Here is a 20949-nt window from a genome sequence, read left to right on the forward strand (position 1 = left end):
TTACCGATGCCGGCCCGCCTGATCAGGCGGGCCGGCATCGGCGTCAGCCGTGGCGTCGTCCCGGTCAGGGCAGTTCGGCGACCGCCTCCGCGTACGCGACGCCGGTGGTGACCGCTGCGGTGACCAGGACGTCGAGCTGCGCCGGGGCCACCCCGTGGGCCAGGTCGCAGGTCACGTCGCCGGCCAGCACCAGCTCCCCGTCGTCGTCGTGCGCGTACGCCTTGGGCAGCAACCGGTCATGGTTCCAGACGTTGCAGAACGCGTACGCCTCGGCCCGCCGGCCCGCCGGCAGCCGCCGGGTGGCCAACACCCGGACGTGCAGGATCTCGCCCCGCTCCCCGGCCTGCCGGAACTCGATCACCGCCGGGTCCCATCGCCCGACCACCGTCGGACCCCGCACCGTCCAGGCGTCCCCGCGTCGGTCCAGGGCAGCCGTGATCATGTTGATGGTCAGCGCCCCGGGCTCGTCCTGGTCCAGTTCGTCCTCGGGCTCGGCGGCGTCGCCGTCGCCCCCCGCCTCGTCGGCGGGTAGCGAAACCGGGCCGGCGATCGGCCGCTCGGCCAGCCGGGCGGCGATCCGGCCGGACTGGTGGCCGGTGCCGTTACGGGCATCGAAGCTGCCGGCGAGCCCGGTCGCCAGCTCGGCCAGCAACCCGCCGAGCCGGGCCACGTCGACATCGCCGTTCGCTCCGTCGTCCGTACCGCTGTCCGTACCGCTGTCCGTGTCGCCGTTCGCTCCGTCGTCCGCACCGGGGGTGGGCATTCGTCGGTCGCCCCGCCCCGCCTCGGTGGCGAGGGCGCACAGCAGGGCCCCGGCGGTGGAGAACTCCATCACCGCCATGTCGTCGGACGGATGGTCCAGTCGGGGCAGTTGCTCGGCGAGGATGTCCAGGCCCCGGTCCAGGTGCCCGCCCAACGCGCAGAACCGCAGGTGCGCGGCGAGGTACGGGAAGGCCGTCCGCTCCCGCCGGTGCCGCCGGTACGCCTCGACATGCGCCCGGGCGGCCTGCTCCGGCTCGCCGGCGCGCAGTAGCGGCAGCAGCGCCGCAGCCAGCGCCGCCTCGGGCTGATCGGTGCAGTGTGACGGTCGAACGGGCGGCCGGTCGTCGAGGAGTGAACGGAGCTCGGCCAGCGCCGCGGCCCACTCGCCCCAGCCGGCCAGCAGTTCGGCGCGGCGGGACGGGGCGCAGCCGGGGCAGCCGGTCGCCGGGTCGGGCGGGGCGGTGCGCCAGCGGTCGTACCAGCGGCGGGCGGCCGGCTCGTCGCCGAGGTGGTCGGCGAGCCGGCAGCGCAGCTCGGCCACCAGGTCGCTCGCCTCGTGCGCCCCGTCGGCGTCGCGGGCGAGGTCGTCCAGCGCCGAGCGGGCGAGGTCGTCCAGTGCCGAGCGGGCGAGGTCGTCCAGTGCCGAGCGGGCCTGGTCCAACCCGACCCGTGGGGTGGCGAACACCGCCTCCACCGCGAACCGCTGGTAGCGGCGCAGCTCGGCACCCCGCTCGCCGGCCAGCTCGGGCAACCGGTCGAGGACTTCCCGGCAGCGGCGGACCGGTTCGAAGAGCCGCCACCGCTCACCCTGCCGCAGGTACGCGTCGATCAGCGCGAATCGGGCGTCCAGGGCGGTGCGGAGGTCACCGGCCGTCTCTGCGGCGGAGGTGACCCGTTCCAGCTCGGTGACGCGCGGCTCGCCGTCGGGCAGGTCCCGCGCGGCGGCCAGCGCCTCGGCGGGGCCCCGATCGCCGCCCCCCGGTTCCCGGAACCGGGCCTCCCACCGGCTCACGAGCCGGGCGTCCCACCGGTGCGGCCGGCCGGGTGACCCGGTCACGGCCGCGCCCCGCCCGCCAGTTGGCCCACCGCGGCGGCGAGTTGGCAGCCGGTCGAGATGCCGCAGTCGAGGAACTGGTCGAGCTGGTGCGGGGTCACCCCGCGTTCCAGGTCGGCGATCACCTCGCCGCAGATCAGGGCCTGCCCGTCGTCGTCGACGTGCACGAATGCCTTGGGCCAGTACCGGTCGTGGTTCCACGCGTTGCAGAAGGCGTGCAAGGCCGGCACGTACTCGATGGGGAAGGTCGGCGCGGCGACGGTGCGTACCTGCAGGATCTCGCCGGCCGCGCCCATCCGCAGGAACCAGATGAGACTGTCGTCCCAGCGGCCGAGCAGCCGGCCCTCCTGGTCCTGCGAGATGGCGTACCCCCGGGTGTGCAGCACGGCGGCGATCAGCTCGCCGGTCAACGGCCGCAGCGCCTGCACCGGCCCGGCCAGGGGGCTGTCCGGGTCGTCCTCGATCTCCGGCGACGCCATCGGGCATCCCTTCTGAGGGGAATAACACAACAGGGGGCGTCGTCCACGCTGCGACACGCGGACACGACCCGGATAAGCGGCGATCCGCCGGGTCCCGCCATTACGGTGACTCTATGGCGGGCCGTACCCCTCAGGCGAGTCGGCGGCGCGGCGCGTCGCCGCGCGGCACCACGAACAGTCGTGCCCGCCAGCCGGCGAAGAAGACCACCAAGGCCGCCCCCCGGCGGCGCACCACGGCGGCCCGGCCCGGTCCCGCCGTCCACGTCGGCCGCGCGATCGGCACGGTGTGGATGGGGCTGGCGCACGGCGTCGGCTGGGCGGTGCGGGCCGCCGGCCGGCAGGCCGCCTCGGCCCGCGACCTCGACCCGGAGCACCGTCGCGACGGTGGCGGCCTGCTGCTTCTCGGCCTCGCCCTGCTCACCGCGGTGGCCATCTGGTTCTCCGGCGCCGGGCCGGTGGGGCAACGGCTCGCCGACACCGTCCGGCTCTTCCTCGGGGCCATCTCGATCATCATCCCGGTGTTGCTGTCGATCGGCGCGTGGCGGCTGATGCACACGCCCGCCGACCCCGAGCACCGCGGCCGGGGACTGGTCGGCTGGGGGTCCATGCTGGTCGCCACGGCGGCGATGCTGCACATCGGACAGAACCCGGTTGACTCGGTCCAGCGCGACTACGCCGGGGGCCTGATCGGCGCGGGCGTCGGTGACCTGCTGGAGACCGCCATCACCGCCTGGGTGGCCGTGCCGCTGCTGCTCCTGCTGCTGGTCTTCGGCCTGCTGGTGGTCACCGCCACCCCGATCAACAAGATTCCCGAGCGGCTCGGCCTGCTCGCCGGGGTCGTGGCAGGTCCGCCCCCGGTCGTCGACGAGGTCGAGGTCGTGGAGGTGGTGGAGAAGAAGCCGGCTCGTCGCCGTCCGGCCAAGCGCGCCGCGCCGCCGCTGCCGGACCCGGACGACTTCGACGAGGGGTACCAGGGGGTGGACCTTCAGGAGACCGTGGTGCTGCCCCGCAAGCCCCCGGCGAAGGTGCCCTCCACCCGCAAGCCGGTCGAGCCGCCGGAGCACTCGCCCGCGCCCACCCGGGCCGAGCAGCTCGCGCTCAGCGGCCTCTCCGGCGACTACACGTTGCCGCCGGCCAACATGCTCAGTGGTGGCGCCGCGCCGAAGACCCGCAGCAAGGCCAACGACGAGATCATCGCGGCGCTGACCGGGGTGTTCGACCAGTTCGGGGTCGACGCCGAGGTCACCGGCTTCACCCGGGGCCCGACGGTCACCCGGTACGAGGTCGAGCTGGGCCCGGGCGTCAAGGTCGAGCGGATCACCCAGCTCTCCCGCAACATCGCGTACGCGGTGAAGTCGCCGGACGTGCGGATCCTCAGCCCGATCCCGGGCAAGAGCGCGGTCGGCGTGGAGATCCCCAACACCGACCCGGAGAACGTGGCCCTCGGCGACGTGCTGCGCTCCCGGGTCGCCACCAGCGACCACCACCCGATGGTGGTCGCCCTCGGCAAGGACATCGAGGGCGGCTTCGTGGTGGCCAACCTCGCGAAGATGCCCCACATCCTGGTGGCGGGCGCCACCGGGGCCGGGAAGTCGTCGTGCCTCAACACCCTGCTGGTGTCGGTTCTCACCCGGGCGACTCCGGACGAGGTGCGGCTGCTGCTGATCGACCCGAAGCGGGTCGAGATGACCGGCTACGAGGGCATCCCGCACCTGGTCACCCCGATCGTGACCAACGCGAAGAAGGCTGCTGAATCGCTGGAGTGGGTCGTCCGCGAGATGGACATGCGCTATGACGACCTCGCCGCCAACGGGGTCCGACACATCGACGACTTCAACCGCAAGGTGCGCAGCGGGGAGATCAAGGCCCCGCCGGGCAGCGAGCGGGAGATGCGGCCGTACCCGTACCTGCTGGTGATCGTCGACGAGTTGGCCGACCTGATGATGGTCGCGCCCCGCGACGTGGAGGACTCGATCGTCCGGATCACGCAGCTCGCCCGCGCGGCCGGCATTCACCTGGTGCTGGCCACCCAACGTCCCTCGGTCGACGTGGTCACCGGCCTGATCAAGGCCAACGTGCCGTCCCGGCTCGCCTTCGCCACCTCGTCGCTGGCCGACTCTCGGGTCATCCTCGACCAGCCCGGCGCGGAGAAGCTGCTCGGCCGGGGCGACGGGCTGTTCCTGCCGATGGGCGCGTCGAAGCCGATCCGCATCCAGGGCGCCTGGGTCACCGAGCGCGAGATCGCCGACGTGGTGAAGTTCTGCAAGGACCAGCGCGAGCCGGAGTTCCGCCCGGACGTGCTCGCCCCGGCGCAGAGCAGCAAGAAGAAGGTCGACGAGGAGATCGGCGACGACCTGGACCTGCTGGTGCAGGCAGTCGAGCTGGTGGTCACCTCGCAGTTCGGCTCGACGTCGATGCTCCAGCGCAAGCTGCGGGTCGGCTTCGCCAAGGCGGGCCGCCTGATGGACCTGATGGAGACCCGGGGTGTGGTCGGCCCCTCGGAGGGCTCCAAGGCCCGCGACGTGCTGGTCAAGCCGGACGAGCTGGAGGAGGTCCTGGCGGGCCTGCACGGCAACGGTGACTGACCGACCCACCGGCACGACGAGGCCCGCCGGTGGATCCGGCGGGCCTCGTGCGTCGGGCCTCGTGCGTCGTGCGTCGGGTGTCGTGCGTCGGGTGACGACGGGTCAGGCGTTGAGGATCGCGGCGGCCAGCACCATGCCGAGGACTGCGCCGGCCACGCTCGCGGCGGCGGCGTACCAGCCGAGCGGCTTGTCTCCCTTCATCGCGCCGACGACGCCCAGGACGACGCCGGCCAGGCCGAAGAACGGGGGCAGCACGATCACCGCGACGACGGCGAAGACGAAGCCGAGGATCGTGCAGATCCGGGCGGCGTTGCTGCGCGGGCGGGTGGTGCTGTGCGTGTCAGCCATGACGTCCTCCATCGATGAGAGCCGGGCGTGCGTTCGACCGTTTCCTACCCGAAGTCGCCGTTCGTCACGCCTCGCGCCGACGCGTTCAGTGGAAGAACTTGAGGCCGACCACCCCGGCCACGACCAACAGCAGGCAGCCGATCCGGGGGAGACTCGCCGACTCGTGCAGCGCCAGCATGCCGACCAGTGCGGTGCCGACCGCGCCGATGCCGACCCAGACCGCGTACCCGGTGCCGACCGGGATCTCCCGTAGCGCGTAGGCGAGGCCGCCCATGCTGAGTACCAGGGTGACCGCGAAGACGGCCGAGGGGAGGGGGCGGGTGAAGCCGGCGCTGCGGTCGAGGGCGATCGCCCACGCGGTTTCGAGGAGTCCGGAGATCACCAACAGGGTCCAGGCCATGGGACGTCACCTCTGCGGGTTTGCCCGGCCACCGGGGCCGGGACGAGGGGCAGTAGCTCGCGGGCGTCTTGGCCTGACCGGGTACGCCCACCTCGTCCGGGACGACCGGCACCGCCGGACCGTCACCTTCGACGCTAACACCGGCCCGGCCCAAAACGTGGTGAGACGGGCCACGGCCGTTGCCGGCCCGTCCTCGCGCGCCCGGTACCCTCGGATGGTGTCTGCCACCCCCACCTCCCCTGCCGCCGGCCGCCGCGTCGCCCTGCTGACCCTGGGCTGCGCCCGTAACGAGGTCGACTCGGAGGAGCTGGCCGCCCGGCTGCACGCCGACGGCTGGCAGGTGACCACCGACGGCGAGGGCGCCGACGTGGTGGTCGTCAACACCTGCGGCTTCGTGGAGAAGGCCAAGCAGGACTCGATCCAGACGCTGCTCGCCGCCGCCGACACCGGGGCGAAGGTGGTTGCCGCCGGCTGCATGGCCGAGCGGTACGGTCGGCAGTTGGCCGACAGCCTGCCCGAGGCGCAGGCCGTGCTGAGCTTCGACGACTACCCGGACATCGCCGCCCGGCTCGATGCAGTCCTCGCCGGCGAGGCGATCGACGCGCACACCCCGCGCGACCGGCGTGAGCTGCTGCCGCTGACCCCGGTCTCCCGCCGGGACAGCGCGGTCTCGCTGCCCGGCCACGGCACCCCGAGGGTGGCCGTGCAGACCGACGAGCACACCCCGGCCCACCTGCGCCAGGTGCTGCGGCACCGGCTCGACACCGGCCCGGTGGCGTCGCTCAAGCTGGCCAGCGGCTGCGACCGGCGCTGCGCGTTCTGCGCCATCCCCGCCTTCCGGGGCGCCTTCGTCTCGCGTACGCCGGACGAGCTGCTCGCCGAGGCGGAGTGGCTGGCCAAGACCGGCGTCCGGGAGCTGGTGCTGGTCAGCGAGAACTCGACGTCCTACGGCAAGGACCTGGGCGATCCCCGGGCGCTGGAGAAGCTGCTGCCGCAGCTCGCCGCGATCGACGGGATCGTCCGGGTGCGGGCCAGCTACCTCCAGCCGGCCGAGACCCGGCCCGGCCTGGTCGAGGCGATCGCCACCACGCCGGGTGTCGCGCCCTACTTCGACCTGTCGTTCCAGCACTCCAGCGAGCCGGTGCTGCGTCGGATGCGCCGGTTCGGCTCCACCGACCGGTTCCTGGAGCTGCTGGCCGGTGCCCGGGCCCTGGCCCCGGAGGCGGGCGCGCGGAGCAACTTCATCGTCGGTTTCCCCGGCGAGACGCGCGCCGACATCGAGGAGCTGGTCCGGTTCCTCTCGGCGGCCCGGCTCGACGCGATCGGCATGTTCGACTACAGCGACGAGGACGGCACCGAGGCCGCAGGCCTGCCCGGCAAGGTCTCCGCCGCCACGATCAAGCGCCGGTACGACAAGCTCAGCGCCCTCGCCGATGAGCTCTGCTCGCAGCGCGCCGAGGAGCGCCTCGGCTCCACGGTCGAGGTGCTGGTCGACTCGGTCGACGACGGCGTGATCGAGGGGCGGGCGGCGCACCAGGCCCCCGAGGTCGACGGTTCGACCACCCTGGTCGCCCCGGCCGACGGCGGGGTGGACCTGGCGGCGCTGCGCCCCGGCGACCTCGTGCGGGCCACCGTCACCGCGACCGAAGGGGTGGACCTGGTCGCGGTCCCGGATGAGATGATCTCGGCGGCGCCCGGCGCGGTACGGTGACGGCGGGCCCTGAGAGAGCGGGGGAGCCACGTGGTGCGGTGCCAGGAACGCCACGGCGGCCCGATCGGGGCGAGTCGGTGACTCCGGCGACGGAGTCGTCGGCGGTGGTCCCCCAGGTGCCGGTGCTCAACGCGGCGAACGCGCTGACCCTGCTGCGGCTGGTGCTGGTGCCGGTCTTCATGGCGACGGTCGTGGTGTCGACGATGAGCCATGGCGGCTGGCGGATCGTGGCCTGCCTGATCTTCGTGTTCGCGTCGGCCACCGACCTGGTGGACGGCTGGATCGCCCGCCGGTTCGGCCTGGTCACCTCGGTCGGCAAGGTTGCCGACCCGATCGCCGACAAGGCGCTCACCGGTGCCGCCCTGCTGCTGCTCTCCTGGTACGACCTGCTGCCCTGGTGGGTGACCGTGGTGATCCTGGCCCGCGAGGTGGGCATCACCGCGCTGCGGTTCTGGGTGATCCGGCACGGTGTCATCGCGGCCAGCCGGGGCGGCAAGATCAAGACAGCCATCCAGATATTGGCGATCACCTGGTACCTCTGGCCCATGTCGGCAGCCCTGGCCGCAGTTGGCCCCTGGCTCATGGCCGCCGCGGTCGGGGTGACGGTGGTCACCGGATTCGACTACGTCGTCCAGGCCCTGCGGCTGCGTCGCCCCCGTCCTTGACCCTCCCGCCGCTCGTCGATCACGAGGGGTCGTCGCCGGGTCCGGGCGACCACCGGCGTGATCGTCGGTCGCGGGCGGAAGATGCGTAGGGCGGGCGGGGCGGGGAAAGGAGCACGGGCATGGGGACGGATGCGAACGGGCGGCAACCGGTCGGCAGCCCGGCGGCCGGGGTGGTGCACAGCCTCGCCGAGCGGCACGAGACGCTGGCGACCGTGGAGTCGCTCACCGGTGGGCTGCTCGCCGCCTCGGTCGTGGAGATCGCCGGGGTCAGCGGCGTCTACCGGGGCGGCCTGGTCGTGTACGCCACCGAGCTGAAGTCGGAGCTCGCCGGCGTACCGGAGGAGTTGTTGGCCGACCGCGGCCCGGTCGACCCGGACGTCGCCCTCGCCCTGGCCGAGGGCGGCCGGCGGCGCTGCGCCGCGGACTGGGGGGTGGCCACCACCGGGGTGGCCGGCCCGCAGCCGCAGGACGGTAAGCCGGTCGGGCTGGTCTACGTCGCGGTCGCCGGGCCGACGGGCACCGAGGTCCGCCGGCTCGACCTCGACGGCGGCCGGGAACACATCCGCTCCGCCGCGGTGATCGAGGCATTGCGGCTGCTGGCCGGGCGGATCCACGCGGCCGACGTAGAGACCGGCTCCGGTGCGCCGGCCACCGCCGACGGCACCACCGCGACCGCCGAGACGGGCCGGGGCTGACCGGCCTCGGCCAGATGGTGGGGCGGGGTGGGATGTCACCAGGCCCGGCAACGGGTACGGTTGCGGGAAGGCTCCGACGCGTGACGTCGGCACCGGGGCGATCCACCGCCCTGGCGCGGCGGCCGTCGGAGGGTGTGATCCGTCAGGGGGAGGTGCGAATGGTCCTGCTACGCCGACTGATCGGTGACGCACTGCGGGCGCGCCGGCAGGGGCAGCAGCGCACCCTGCGCGAGGTCTCCTCTGCGGCGAACGTCAGCCTGGGCTACCTGTCCGAGATCGAACGCGGCCAGAAGGAGCCCTCCAGCGAGCTGCTGGCTGCCATCTGCGACGCCCTCGGCGCCCGCCTCTCCGAGCTGCTCCGCGAGGTCAGCGACACGGTCGCGCTGGCCGAGCAGATGCCCGGCGTGCTGGTGCCGGTGCAGGACGAGCCCGCTGCGCCCGCCGAGTCGACGCCGGTGGGCCGGGCGGCCGTCCGCGGGACCACCAACCGCGGGGTGCGCCAGGTCACGTCCGGCAGTCCGGTGACTGTCGCGGTGCACCAGGAATCGCCGCTGAAGGCCACCCTGCGCAGCACGCGGGTCCGCCCCGCCGACCGCGACCGCGACGTCGTCTGCGCCGCCTGAACGTTCCCGACCGGCCGTGCGCCGTTCGCGCCTCCCGGCTGACCGCACGACCCCGCTGTTTCGACCGGTGCGACGACGTGGCCGGGGTTTCCCCCGCCGCGTACTGTTGATCAGACGGCGGCGCCTGCCGCCTGTGGTGCACGGATGGCGGGTTGGCGCACTGCTGGGACGATGAGGTCACTGCCGCGTGCGACCGCCCGGCAACGTCGCCGACGGCGCGACTCTACTGAGGGGGTACCGCGGAGATGGCGAACCCGTTCGTCAAGGGCTGGAAATACCTGATGGCGCTCTTCGGCGCCCGGATCGACGAACATGCCGACCCCAAGGTGCAGATCCAGCAGGCCGTCGAGGAGGCGCAGCGCCAGCACCAGGCGCTGGTCCAGCAGGCGGCGGCGGTGATCGGCAACCAGCGTCAGCTTGAGATGAAGCTCTCCCGGCAGATGTCCGAGGTCGAGCGGCTTCAGGGCAACGCCCGGCATGCCCTGGTCCTCGCCGACCAGGCCCGGGCCCGTGGCGACGAGGCGGAGGCCGGCAAGTACGAGCAGTCCGCCCAGCTGCTGGCCACCCAGCTCGTCTCGGCCGAGCAGGCGACCGAGGATCTGAAGACCCTGCACGACCAGGCGCTCGGTGCCGCTGCCCAGGCCCGCCGCGCGGTGGAGAACAACTCCATGATCCTCCAGCAGAAGTTGGCCGAGCGCACCAAACTGCTCAGCCAGCTGGAGCAGGCCAAGATGCAGGAGAGCGTGGCCCGCTCGCTGGAGTCGATGTCCTCGCTGACGGCCTCCGGCAGCGTTCCCTCGCTGGACGAGGTGCGGGACCGGATCGAGCAGCGCTACGCCACCGCGATGGGCCGTGCCGAGCTGGCCGGCAACTCCGTCGAGGGCCGGATGCTGGAGATCCAGAAGGCGTCCCTGGACTCGGCCGGCTCGTCTCGGCTGGAGCAGATCCGCTCCAGCATGGCCGGCGAGCAGCTCGCCGGCCGGCAGGACCGTGCGGAGGCGGGGCAGGGCCAGCCCGAGCCGGCCGCCGATCCGGCCGCCGCGGCCCGGCTCGACCAGATCCGGGCCAGCATGGGCAAGGAACGCGGCACCGGGGATACCACCGCCGCAGGCTGAGCGGCAACGAACGCCGTCGGTCCGGTGGCCCGCCGCCGCAGGTCTGGGCGGCACGAGGGCTGGTCGGGTCGGCGGCGGAGACGCCGTCGACCGGGCGGCCGGACGTGAGGAGGCACGCATGGCAGACGAGCGAGCACGGTACTTCCGCGAGCTGCGCCGGCTGCGGCGGGCCGCCCGCCGGTGGAGCGTCCTGGGCGGTGGCCTGACCGGGGCGGCGGCCGTGCTGGCCCCGTACGCCGGGCTCGGGCTGCCCGACGCGGCCTGGGCCGGTGCCGCGGGCAGTGCGGTGGCCCTGGCCGCCTGGCGCTGGCTCGACCTGCGGGCCCTCGCGGCCCGCCCTGCGCCCCCGGCCCTTGGCCCGGCCGAGGCTGCCGCCCGGTCCCGGGCCCGGCTGGTCGCCGCCGTCGAACGACTCCCCGCCGGGCCGGGGGTGCTGGCCGAGGTGCGCCGGGCCCGGTCTCGGCTGGCCCTGCGCGGCACCAGCGTGGCGCAGCCGTGGGCCCGGCTGGACCGGGCCGCGCTGACCCTCGGCGGGATGACCGGCCGGTTGACCGGGCTGGCCGAGCCGGCCGTGCTGGAGGCCGCCGCCGCCGACCGTTCGTTGCGCGAGCTGGCCGGGCGGGTGGCCAGCGTCGAGCGGGCCCTGCGGCTCGCCCCCACCGACGCCCGCGCCCCGCTCACCGAAGCCCACCGGGAGCTGTCCGGGCAGTTGGAGAGCGGGGTGGCCGCGTACGAACGGCTGGTCGTGGCCGCGGCCAGCTACCTGGCCGAGGACGCCCGGCCCAGCAGCGAGCACGCCGCCGCGTCCCGGCTCGCCGAGGCCACCGACCTGCTGCACGGTGTGGCGTCGGCGCTGGCCGAGCTGCGCGCGGTCGGCGACCCGCTGCGCGCCCCCACCCGCTGACGCTCAGCCCGGGGTGGTCACCGCCACCGCGGCCGTGAACGGCGAGCTGCCGACCACGTTGAACGACCGCACCCGGTAGTGGTACGTCACGCCCCGGGTCAGGCCGGTGTTGGTGAACCCCCGCCCGTGCACCGTGAACGCGACGACCTCCCGCTCGAACGCCGGGTCGAGGGCCCGTTGCACCACGAAGCCGGCCCCCGGCCCGCCCGGCGGACCCGCCGCCCAGGTCAGCGCCACCGTCGCGGTGTCCGGCGCGGGAACGCTCGCGGCAGCGGCCAGCGACCTCGGCGGCGCGGGGCGGGGCGGGGTGGTGACGGTGGCGACCGTCGACCACGACGACGCCGCACCCAGGTAGGTGGTCCGCACCCGGTAGTAGTAGGTGGTCTCCGGCGCGACCACGGTGTCCACGTGCTGCCCGTCCACCCCGATCGCGGTGGTCACCGGCCCGCTGGTGAACGTCGGGTTGGTGGCCCGCTGCACGTCGACGCCCGTGGCGAAGGAGCGGTTCGCCCAGCGCAGCGCCACCCGCAGCGGCGCGGCCGGCGGGATCGCCGCGGCCAGCCCGGCCGGTGCGGCGAGCCGAACCGCCGCCAGCACCCCGTTGGACCACGCCGAGCAGCTCACCTCGTTCTCCGCCCGGATCCGGTAGTGGTACGTCATCCCCGGTGTGACCGTCGCGTCGGTGTACCGGCTGGCGGCGGCGGCCACCGTGATCGCGGTGAGCCCTCCGGTGAACGTCGCGTTGGTGGCCCGTTGGAGCAGGTGGCTGCGGGCCGGCGGGTGTCCGCCGTTGCCGGTCCAGGTCAGCGTGATCGCCGGCAGAACGGTCGCCGAGCCCGGCACCGGCGTGGCGGTCAGCCCGGTCGGGACCTTCGGGGCGACCCGTAGCACGATCGGACGGCTCATGCCCTGGTCCCGGTGACCGCCGAGCTGGCTGTGCCAGCGGTACTCCCACCCCATGTTGACCAACTGGTTGACCACCGACGCCGGCCGGCCGTCGACCGGGCTGACCATGGTCGAGCCGATCCGGGCGCCGGCCGGGCGGGTCGGGTCGAGCAGCCGGACGCTGTCGCCGAGCTTGAACGGCAGCAGCGGCGCGACCGGGCGCAGCGCCACGATCACGTCCTCCCTGGGGTTGACCCGGACCGTCTCCTTCCAGCCCAGCTCGTTGCCCTCCGGCAGGCGAATCGTGCCGTCCCGGCCGACCCGGTTGACCAACTGCACGTCGCAGCCGCCGAGGTGCACCGGGTGGGTCTGCCCGGCGTCCCCGCTGATCCGCCAGAGTTGGGTGTCGTCCGGGGGATCGCCGATCGGGACCGTCGGGTCGGCGATCACCAGGGTCTCGGTGGCCGGGTCGACCGGCCCGAGCGGCAGGGTGGCGGGGCCGAGCGGGCCGGCGTGCGGGTGGGCCACCCCGAGCCGGCCCGCCACCCGCCCGTACGCCGGCTCGAAGACCTGCCCCACCGCCTTCACGGCCAGCGGCAGGGTCACCGGGGTGGCGGCCCCGGCCGGGGTGAAGCTCACCGAGGTGGCGTACGCCGGCACCACGGTCTCTCCGGCCGTCCGGGTGCCGAACGCCCGGTCGTACGCCGGCTGGGGCACGATCGGCGGGCGCTGGCTGGCCGCGTACGCGGCGGGCAGCCGGTCGGCGAGCCGGTCCAGGTCGTACGGCGGGGCCGGCTCGCCGGCGACCCGGAACTGGAGCAGGGTACGGGTGTTCGGCCCGTACCCGGGGCGGGTTCCAGCGATGCCGCCGACGGCGGTGCGGTCCGGCGCGTCCGTGTGGTGGTCATAGCGGGGGTCGAAGCGGGGCAGCGGGGCCGGACAGTCGTTGTACAGGATGAGGGTGGACCCGGGCGGGACGGCGGAGAAGTCGACCACCACGTCGGCCCGCTCGCCGGGGGAGAGCAACAGGGTGTGCCCGTCGACGTTGAGCACGGTCGGGTCCTGCCGGTCGTACCGGTAGCCCACCGGGCGGTTCGGCAGCACCACCGGGGCGGGCAGCAGCCCGCACTCGTTGCCGACCTGGACGAACTTCGGCCCGGCCGCCGTCGGGTCCGGCACCCCGCCGTCGCGGCCGTCGGTGGGCCAGTGCGCCGGCCGGTCGGGGGAGCGGACCGCCTCCACCATGGGCACCTCGCCCGCGTCGGCGTCGTGCAGTTCGCCGTCGGGGCCCCACATGGGGGTGTCCGAGCGCGCCCGGTAGAGCTGAAGGTTGAGGGAGCGGTCCGCGCAGGCGTTGAGGATCCGCAACCGGTACGCCTTCGGCGCCACCGTCAGGTACGGATAGGCCACCCCGTTGACCAGCGGGGTGTCCCCGTACGCCCCGGGCACCGCCGACGGGTGCGGCACGCCCGGGGTCAGCGGCGGCTCGTCGGGCTCGGCGACCGGGTCGTGATGCGGGTTCGGCACCGGCCCGACCGGCCTGCCGTCGATCTCCGGGTCGGGCCCCGGTAGGGCAGTCGACTCCCCGGCGGGCGGAGGGCCCGTCCACGGGCCGTAGTCCCACCGGCCGGTCGGGTTGTCGCCGGTGGCCCGGTACGGGTTCTGCCGGGGTTGGTAGACGTGCGGGTGCCACAGGCTGCCCCGGGCCCCCCAGCGGTCCCGGTCCCAGGTGGGATCCTGGGCGGCGAGCTGGGTGTCGTCCGGCACGAAGGTCCGGTCCTGGATCACCAGCGGCAGTTGCTCGGCGGGGAGCACCCCGTCGGCGACGAGGCTCTCCTCGGCCGGGTCGGTGAGCAGATAGAGCGCGAGCTGACCGGAGTGGACGGTGAGCCGGGACAGGCCGAGGGTGTTGTCGTGCAGCCACATCAGCCGGCCGCTCTGCTCGTTCGGGAAGTACAGGGTCGTCGCCCCGGGGCCGGGCGGCGGCATGTCCGGCACGTGGGTCAGCCCCACCCCCGTCGGGTACGGGGTGATCTCGCCGGCCGGGGTCACCCACTGCCACGGGTTGCCGGCGCTGATCCAGCCGGTCTGCCCGCCGTAGAGGTGCAGCACGGCCCGGTTCTGCGGGTACGGCGCCGGCCCGTCCAGCGGCCCGGCGCCGGCCCCGTCGAGGGTCGGGTCGACGGGCAGGAAGAGGTCGCCGGCCCGCCCGGTGGGAAGCTGGTTGATGAACTTGATCCGCACCGGCCGGCCCCGCCGGGCCACGATCACCGGCCCGAGCAGGTACGGCCGGTCGGGCGGGGCGACCGTGTTGTGCCCGGTGCCGTCGGTGCCGAGGTTGAGCTGCCGGTAGCCGCGCAGTCGGGTGGCGGGCAGGTCGCGGTGCAGGCGCTGGGCGTACTCCTGGAGGCCGATCTCGTAGTAGTCGCAGCCCGGCCAGGTGCTGGTGTCGGGGACGGCCACCGGCAGGTACCCGCCCAGCTCGGTGCGGCCCGCCTCGCCGGGGCCCGGCAGCGCGTCGACGAACTTGCGGATGCCGGTGCCGGCGACCACCCCGTCCCGCCCGTCGGGGATCGGCAGCGGGCTGGCGGCGAAGTTGGGCACCGACCCGAAGCAGTGCGGGACCGCGGCCGGGTCGAGACTGGCCGGGACGGGGGCCGCCGGCTCGGCGGTCCGGGCCGCCGGCACGGCCGGCCCTGGTTCCCCGTTCGTGCGCGTGGGCAGGTCGGTGACGTGGGAGCGCAGTCTACGGAACAGCACCATGGCTCTCCCCGGGATCGTGGCACGCGCCGGCCCGCCACCCCCTCGGGGCGGTCGACTGTGCCTGTTTGACGATGGGTGAGCACTCAACCGCAGCATGCAACCTCGGGCCTCGATTAGGAAGTACCCAATCGTCCCTATCTGCGGAGCTTCCCGGCCCCTGGTGCGGGCGCGTCGGGGCAGGTCAGGGCGTCACGTCGGGCTGGCAGACCGGGCACCAGTAGGTGACCCGTTCGCCGAGTTCCTCCTTGCGGATCGCGGTGCCGCAGCGGCGGCACGGCTGGTCCCGCCGGCCGTACACGTAGCTGGTCTGCCCCCGGTGCAGCGAGCCGGTGCTGCTCTGGGTCCACCGCCCCCGGTTGGCGGCCAGCAGCCGCTGCGCGAGCGCCACCGTGCCGGCCAGGTCGGGCACCGCGCCGACGGGTGTCCACGGCGAGACCCCGCGCAGGAAGAGGACCTCGCACTTGTACAGGTTGCCCACCCCGGCGAGGTTGCGCTGGTCGAGCAGCGCCTCGCCGATCGTCGCCTCCGGCCGGGCGGCGAGCCGGCGGGCCGCCTCGGCCGCGTCCCAGTCCGCGCCGAGCAGGTCCGGCCCGAGGTGCTTGACCAGAGTGTCCTCCTCGGCGGTCGGCACCAGTTCCAGCTCGTGCAGGTGGTACCCGACGGCCACCGCGCCGGGGGCGCGCAGCACCGCCCGGATCAGGTGCCCGGGCCGGGCCGTCCAGCGCTCGCCGGGCGCGTACGCCCGCCAGGCCCCGTCCATCCGCAGGTGCGAGTGAAGCGTCCAGTCAGCCGTCGCTGGGCTGGCCGTCCCGGGGTCGGTCGGCTCGGCGGCGGTGAGCCGGAGCAGCAGGTGCTTGCCCCGGCTGGCCGACTCGCGAACCGTCCAGCCGGTCAGGTCGGTGGTGGCGAGCCGGGGTACCCGCAAGTCGCTGCCGGTGAGCCGGGCCCCGCCGAGGGCGCGTTGCAGAACTCGGGCGGTGTTCCAGACCGTGTCGCCTTCGGGCACCCCACCATTCTCCCTCCGTGAGTGGGATTTGCATGTAGCGCTATTTGTATCGAGGTTCCTGTCGATCTCCTCATAACGTAACCATCAGGGGGTTCTGAGGAGGAACAGCATGAATCACCCTCGAAGTAGCGTCCGTACCCTCGCAATCGCCCCCCTGCTCGTCGGGGCCCTCACCGTCGCGCTCTCCCCGGCCGCCGCGCCGGTCCCACTCGCCCCCGCCCTGTTGCCGGCCGCCGCCGCGCAGGCCTTCCCGGTCCCCGCCGCCGGGCCGGCGGGATCCACCGCCACCGCGTCGGTCGAAGAGTGGGCGGCGGACCTGTCCGGCGTGGGCGGCCTCAACACCCGGTGGTCCGGCGGCCGGCTCCGGCTGGCCGACCGGAACGTCCGCGCCGTCACCTCCGCCGCCCTGGGCCGGCACACGCCGCTCGCCGAGGGCACGTACCTCGGCCCGGCGCGCACCCTCACCCGCCCCGCCACCCGGGTCCGCGCCGAGGTCACCGCCGAGATCGGCCGCAACGCCGCGGTGGAGGTCCAGGTGCGGGGCTGGCGTTCCGCCGGCTGGACCGAGTGGCGCGCCGCCGTCCCCGCCGCCGTCTTCGACCAGCCGGTCACCCGCGTCCAGGCCCGGCTGCTGCTCACCGCCCGCGCCGCCGGGACCACCCCGGCGGTACGCGCCGTCCGGCTCACCGCCGACCGGGCCGCCGTCGCCGCCGCCGCCACGCCGGGGCGCAGCTACCGGGTCTTCGCCACCCGGATCGGGCTGGTCGGCGAGACCACCGCCAACGGGCACGTCGTCCAGCCCCGGGACCACTTCACGGCGCTGCCGTCCCGACGCTCGCTTGCCCCGCGCGGCACCGGCGACTACACCGTCCGGGTCTGCACCACCAGCGGCAGCCGCTGCGAGTACGCGCCCGTCTGGGACGTCGGGCCGTGGAACACCCGGGACGACTACTGGAACCCCGCCGCCGTTCGGGAGAACTGGAAGAACCTGCCACAGGGGCTGCCCGAGGCGCAGGCGGCGTACCAGTCCGGCTACAACGGCGGGCGGGACCAGTTCGGCCGGACGGTGCTGAACCCGGGCGGCGTCGACCTCGCCGACGGCACCTTCTGGGACGGTCTCCGGCTCACCGACAACGCCTGGGTCGACGTCGCGTACCTCTGGACCGGCACCGGCCCGCACGGGATTGTCGGCAACGGCCCGCTCAACCTCCGCGCCGGCCCCGGCACCGGGTACGCCGTCCGCGGCCTCGCCGCCACCTACGCCCACGTGCCGATCCAGTGTTACGTCACCGGCCAGACCGTCACCGGCCCGTTCCGCACCACAAACCGATGGAACCGCCTAGCCACCGGGCACTACATCAGCCACGCCTACATCTCCGCCATCTACGGCGGCACCGCCCCCCGCTGCTAACCCCCACCCTTTCGCCCTGGTGATCATGAAGTTATTGCCACAACACGCCGGGCAGGCTGGCAATAACTTCATGATCACCGAGGCGGGAAAGGGGGGTGGGTGGGGGTGGTGTGGGTGGGGGTGGGGGTTAGGGGCGTTCCTCCGGGCGGGGCGGGCGCACGATGTCCTGATAGCGGGGGTGGCTGGCGCCGTAGATGGCGAAGTTGAGCCGCGCGTGGGACAGGCTGAGGTCGCCGTTGGGGCCGCCCCGCACCACATCCGCGTCGGCGTCACCCTGGCCGTCGTCGGTCCAGAAGCAGACCGGGCAGGTGCCACCACCGGTCAGGGACGCGCAGCAGGGGCATGCCGGAGGAACCCATTGATCACCCACTGAGAGAGCATTTCACAACCGGCCACCGGGCATCAGTCCGACGGCGGTCCGATTTCGTCACCCATCCAGCGGCCCCGACGACTCAGCCCGACGCGGTGACGGCCACCAGGTCACCCGGGCCGACCGCGAGCACGTCAGCGGCCCGGCCGCCGTTCACCGCCACCGCGACCCGGTTGGCGGAGTCGACATAGATGACCAGCTCGCCGGGCGGGGCGTCGCCGAAGGTACGTCCGTGCGCCACCGCCCGGCCCGCCACCCGAAGCCGGGCCGGCAGCGCGGCCAGCAGCGTGCCCGGCGCGGCGAGCTGCACGTTGCCGAAGTGGTCCACGGTCAGCACCTCGGCGGTGAAGCCGTCCGGCTCCGGCCGCACCACCGGCTCGGGCAGCCGGACCAGTTCGGCGGGGTCGACCGCCGAGCCGGCGTCGGCCAGCGGGACACCCAGCGCCAGCCGCGCCGCCACCGGTGCGAAGACGTCCCGGCCGTGGAAGGTGCGGGAGACCTCCGGAGCCAGCCACTGCGGGTTGGTCAGCTCGACGGCCGCCGTGACGCCGCCGAGCGCCACGGCGGCGTCCAGCAGCAGCCCGTTGTCCGGCCCGACCAGCAGCCCGCCCGGTGCGGCCAGGGCGATGCCGCGTCGGGCGGTACCCACCCCCGGGTCGACCACCGCGACGTGCACCCCGACCGGCAGGTATGGCACCGTCTGGGCGAGCACGGCAGCTCCCCGCCGCACGTCGGCCGGCGGAACCAGGTGGGTCACGTCGATCACCCGGGCGGCCGGGGCGATCCGGCCGATCATCCCGTGGCAGGCGGCCACGAACCCGTCGGCGAGGCCGTAGTCGGTGGTCAGCGATATCCAGGGCACGGGGGCGTCCTCCTCGTACTCGGGTGTCTTGCCTGCCGTCGGGGCCGGCGCGGCTGACGGCTCGACGCTAACCTGCCGGCCATGACCCGTGTGCTGCCAGTGCCCGGCCGCAACGAGCCGCTGCCCGAGCACTGGCAGGAGTGGCTGCGCGGCCGGGACCCGGAGCGCCGCTGGGTTCGCCACGCGCGGCGCGGCCGGTACGTGGCCGAGGACCGGCTGGCGCTGCCAATGTTGGAAGCGCCAACGAAAAAAGGGATGTCATGTCCACGAATGCTCTGATCGCCGGCCGTATCGAGATCGCCGACCTGTCGGCGTCAGCACCCCCGAGAGGGGCGCTGACGCCGGCTCGAACTCGCTACGTATTCGCGCGTGGTCAGCCCCCCCAGGACGGGAGGTGGTCGGAGGTCAGGGCGTGAGGTTTTCCAGGAAGGGCACACGGGCCGCGCCGCGTGGGTTCGCGCTGAGGTCGGCGTCGATCGGGGTGATGCTGATCTTGCCGGCCTGGAGTGCGCTCCAGTCGCTGCCGGGTGTGGGCGGGCCCGTGGGCCCGCCAAGCGTCAGGGCGTACGTCCCGGGCTGGCCGAGCGCCCCGGTGGTGTTGGTGAACCCGAAGCGGATGTAGCTGTTCCGGTCCACGCGCGTCAGGCTCGTGCCTTTGACCGGGGTGGTTCCGGGATAGTTGATGTTCAAGCCGAGGCCTTGAGGAAGGACGGCGTTGCCGCGGGCGTTGCGGGCGAGCGCCGCCACGACGTCACTCGTGTACTCGGCGACCCTGTCCTTGAGCGCCACGGACTGGTCGAGGGTTTTGCCGTCGATGCTCACGGCGATCGCCGGAACGTTGTTCTCGAGGGCGACGATCGCTGCGCCGACGGTCCCGGAGTGGTTGACGACTGAGCTGTAGTTCCCGCCGGGGTTGATCCCAGACACCACGAGGTCGGGTGGTGCGCCCTGGAACAGGGCGCCGAGGCCGACGATCACCGCGTCGCTGGGCGTGCCCGTCACGGTCCACACGCCGGGCTCGGGATTGGCGAGGTTCACCGTCGGGTAGGTGATCAACGTTCCGGTGCCGCTCTGGTTCGTCGCAGGGGCGACGACAGTCACGTCGTTGCCGTCGGCGACGAGGGCGTTGCGCAGCGCCACGATCAGTGGGGTGCTCGATCCGCCCGGTCCGATCCAGCCGTCGTCGTTGGTGATCAGGATGCGCAGGCGGCGGTGGTCGGGCTGGGGCTGGTACGTGGGCTGATCGTTGGGCTGGGCGGCGGCGGTGGCGCCGAACGGCGCGACCACAGCGACGGCCAGGGCGAGGGCGAGGGGGGCGAGACGACGAGCTGTGCCCAAGGCAACTCCACTCTGAGGTTCCACCCCGGGACCGGACACCGCAGTTTCATGCCGCGAGGAAGTGGGCTAGACGGCAGCAGGCGCGGATGTCGCGGGGTGTGCGGTGATTGAGTGTCGAGTGTAGACGATCGCGGTGGCAGTAGGCCCTGTTTCATAAGCCTGGTCGGAGCCGTTCGTCAGCTGAGGTGGAGGGTCACCAGCGTCTCCCTGAGTTCCGCCTCGCCGTACACCCGGCCGTCCCGGCCGGCGATTCGAACGTGGTAGCCGTCCTACCCGGTCGGTACGTGCCCGGATACCACGAACTCCGGGTTGGCTGACGGGCTGGGGGCCGTTCCGGTGGTGGGTCTGTCCGTGTCGGTGCAGGCGGCGGTGCCGAGTACGAGCGCCGCGATGGCGACACCCAGTGGCCAGGCGCGGCGCCGCCGGGCCGGAACCAGATGGAGACCATGCCTGGGGTGGTATCACCTGTGGAGTCGGCCCCCACCGGCCGCAGTCGGTGACGGGAGCGTAGCGGGATGGTTCAGATCCCGGGAACCGGCTGCGTCGACCACAGGCGGGAGAGCCGCATGGCGGATCCGGGGTCGTCGGCGCGGCTGGTTGCGTACCGTCGGTGACATGGAGGTGCTGCTACGCGGCGGGCCCGGCGACGGGCAGGTCGTGCCCGGCGGCGGGGAGACCGTCGCGTGGCGGGCGTGTCTGTACGAGATCACCACCGAGTTCGCCCCACGAGGGGGCCGAGACCTGCGGGTGTATCGGCACCGCCTCGACTGCTGCGAAAACTACGGCCGGGGTGCCGACGACCGCTGCGAATGACCCTGTCCGCCGGCCGACTACCCTCCCGACGGGCAGGACCACTGCCGGACCGCGTTCGGAGCGACCAGAGGTGGGGGGGGGGCCCCCGGGCGCCGCCCCCCCGGGGGCGGCGGGCCGGGGGGGCGGGCGAGCCGGAGAGGGGGGGGGCGGCGGGGCCGGC

General features: G+C 73.9%; 19 protein-coding genes and 1 riboswitch. Of the genes, 10 read left to right on the top strand and 9 right to left on the bottom strand.

What is annotated here, in order from left to right; all coding sequences use genetic code 11:
* Positions 1–64: 64 nt before the first annotated feature.
* Together SNR22_RS05445 and SNR22_RS05450 are read right to left on the bottom strand one after the other, a co-directional pair.
* Positions 65–1819, bottom strand: a complete 1755-nt coding sequence (locus tag SNR22_RS05445; protein WP_413775594.1) for a YbjN domain-containing protein — start codon at positions 1817–1819, stop codon at positions 65–67.
* Positions 1816–2295 (bottom strand): YbjN domain-containing protein, encoded by a 480-nt coding sequence (locus SNR22_RS05450; protein ID WP_320065323.1) that lies wholly within the window; start codon positions 2293–2295, stop codon positions 1816–1818. The genes SNR22_RS05445 and SNR22_RS05450 overlap by 4 nt, the downstream gene beginning before the upstream one ends.
* Before the next feature lie 113 nt (positions 2296–2408).
* On the opposite strand from SNR22_RS05450, the gene SNR22_RS05455 reads away from it, so the two are divergent.
* Positions 2409–4880, top strand: a complete 2472-nt coding sequence (locus SNR22_RS05455; RefSeq protein ID WP_320065324.1) for an FtsK/SpoIIIE family DNA translocase — start codon at positions 2409–2411, stop codon at positions 4878–4880.
* Between the two features lie 102 nt (positions 4881–4982).
* On the opposite strand, the gene SNR22_RS05460 is transcribed toward SNR22_RS05455, so the two are convergent.
* Positions 4983–5228, bottom strand: coding sequence for a hypothetical protein (locus SNR22_RS05460; RefSeq protein WP_320065325.1), 246 nt, complete (start codon positions 5226–5228; stop codon positions 4983–4985).
* A gap of 85 nt (positions 5229–5313) precedes the next feature.
* Positions 5314–5628 (bottom strand): multidrug efflux SMR transporter, encoded by a 315-nt coding sequence (locus tag SNR22_RS05465; RefSeq protein WP_320065326.1) that lies wholly within the window; start codon positions 5626–5628, stop codon positions 5314–5316.
* Between the two features lie 58 nt (positions 5629–5686).
* A riboswitch (guanidine-III (ykkC-III) riboswitch) is annotated at positions 5687–5751 on the bottom strand.
* A 91-nt stretch (positions 5752–5842) separates the two neighbouring features.
* On the opposite strand from SNR22_RS05465, the gene rimO reads away from it, so the two are divergent.
* The 6 genes from rimO (at position 5843) to pspM (ending at position 11341) form a co-directional block, all read left to right on the top strand.
* Positions 5843–7339 (top strand): 30S ribosomal protein S12 methylthiotransferase RimO, encoded by a 1497-nt coding sequence (gene rimO, locus SNR22_RS05470; protein ID WP_320065327.1) that lies wholly within the window; start codon positions 5843–5845, stop codon positions 7337–7339.
* A 77-nt stretch (positions 7340–7416) separates the two neighbouring features.
* The gene (gene pgsA, locus SNR22_RS05475) at positions 7417–8004 is read left to right on the top strand and encodes a CDP-diacylglycerol--glycerol-3-phosphate 3-phosphatidyltransferase (protein ID WP_320065328.1); all 588 of its coding nucleotides are present in this window, start codon (positions 7417–7419) and stop codon (positions 8002–8004) included.
* A gap of 119 nt (positions 8005–8123) precedes the next feature.
* The gene (locus SNR22_RS05480) at positions 8124–8699 is read left to right on the top strand and encodes a CinA family protein (RefSeq protein WP_320065329.1); all 576 of its coding nucleotides are present in this window, start codon (positions 8124–8126) and stop codon (positions 8697–8699) included.
* Between the two features lie 158 nt (positions 8700–8857).
* Positions 8858–9322 carry a helix-turn-helix transcriptional regulator gene (locus SNR22_RS05485; RefSeq protein ID WP_320065330.1) on the top strand — a complete coding sequence of 155 codons (465 nt, stop codon included), beginning with the start codon at positions 8858–8860 and terminating at the stop codon, positions 9320–9322.
* 245 nt (positions 9323–9567) lie between these two features.
* Positions 9568–10437, top strand: coding sequence for a PspA/IM30 family protein (locus tag SNR22_RS05490; RefSeq protein ID WP_320065331.1), 870 nt, complete (start codon positions 9568–9570; stop codon positions 10435–10437).
* 118 nt (positions 10438–10555) lie between these two features.
* Positions 10556–11341 (top strand): phage shock envelope stress response protein PspM, encoded by a 786-nt coding sequence (pspM, locus tag SNR22_RS05495; protein WP_320065332.1) that lies wholly within the window; start codon positions 10556–10558, stop codon positions 11339–11341.
* 3 nt (positions 11342–11344) lie between these two features.
* Here pspM and SNR22_RS05500 read toward each other — a convergent pair whose 3' ends face one another.
* Positions 11345–15085: a multicopper oxidase domain-containing protein gene (locus SNR22_RS05500; RefSeq protein WP_320065333.1), complete on the bottom strand. Its 3741-nt coding sequence runs from the start codon at positions 15083–15085 to the stop codon at positions 11345–11347.
* Between the two features lie 85 nt (positions 15086–15170).
* Positions 15171–15995, bottom strand: coding sequence for a zinc finger domain-containing protein (locus SNR22_RS05505; protein WP_320065334.1), 825 nt, complete (start codon positions 15993–15995; stop codon positions 15171–15173).
* 109 nt (positions 15996–16104) lie between these two features.
* On the opposite strand from SNR22_RS05505, the gene SNR22_RS05510 reads away from it, so the two are divergent.
* Positions 16105–17406 (top strand): hypothetical protein, encoded by a 1302-nt coding sequence (locus SNR22_RS05510; protein WP_320065335.1) that lies wholly within the window; start codon positions 16105–16107, stop codon positions 17404–17406.
* Positions 17407–17533: 127 nt separating this feature from the next.
* Here the strand turns inward: SNR22_RS05510 and SNR22_RS05515 are convergent, their stop codons facing one another.
* Together SNR22_RS05515 and SNR22_RS05520 are read right to left on the bottom strand one after the other, a co-directional pair.
* Entirely contained in the window at positions 17534–17776 is a 243-nt protein-coding gene (locus SNR22_RS05515) for a CPCC family cysteine-rich protein (RefSeq protein WP_229401180.1), read from the bottom strand.
* Positions 17777–17858: 82 nt separating this feature from the next.
* Entirely contained in the window at positions 17859–18638 is a 780-nt protein-coding gene (locus tag SNR22_RS05520; protein ID WP_320065336.1) for an SAM-dependent chlorinase/fluorinase, read from the bottom strand.
* 81 nt (positions 18639–18719) lie between these two features.
* Here SNR22_RS05520 and SNR22_RS05525 point away from each other — a divergent pair, with 81 nt between their 5' ends.
* Entirely contained in the window at positions 18720–18917 is a 198-nt protein-coding gene (locus SNR22_RS05525) for a hypothetical protein (protein ID WP_320065337.1), read from the top strand.
* A 126-nt stretch (positions 18918–19043) separates the two neighbouring features.
* Here SNR22_RS05525 and surE read toward each other — a convergent pair whose 3' ends face one another.
* Positions 19044–19976 (bottom strand): 5'/3'-nucleotidase SurE, encoded by a 933-nt coding sequence (gene surE / locus SNR22_RS05530; protein WP_320065338.1) that lies wholly within the window; start codon positions 19974–19976, stop codon positions 19044–19046.
* A gap of 615 nt (positions 19977–20591) precedes the next feature.
* On the opposite strand from surE, the gene SNR22_RS05535 reads away from it, so the two are divergent.
* Positions 20592–20789 carry a hypothetical protein gene (locus tag SNR22_RS05535; protein WP_320065339.1) on the top strand — a complete coding sequence of 66 codons (198 nt, stop codon included), beginning with the start codon at positions 20592–20594 and terminating at the stop codon, positions 20787–20789.
* Positions 20790–20949: the final 160 nt, after the last annotated feature.

The organism is Micromonospora sp. RTGN7 (assembly GCF_033804645.1).
Taxonomy (GTDB): domain Bacteria; phylum Actinomycetota; class Actinomycetes; order Mycobacteriales; family Micromonosporaceae; genus Micromonospora.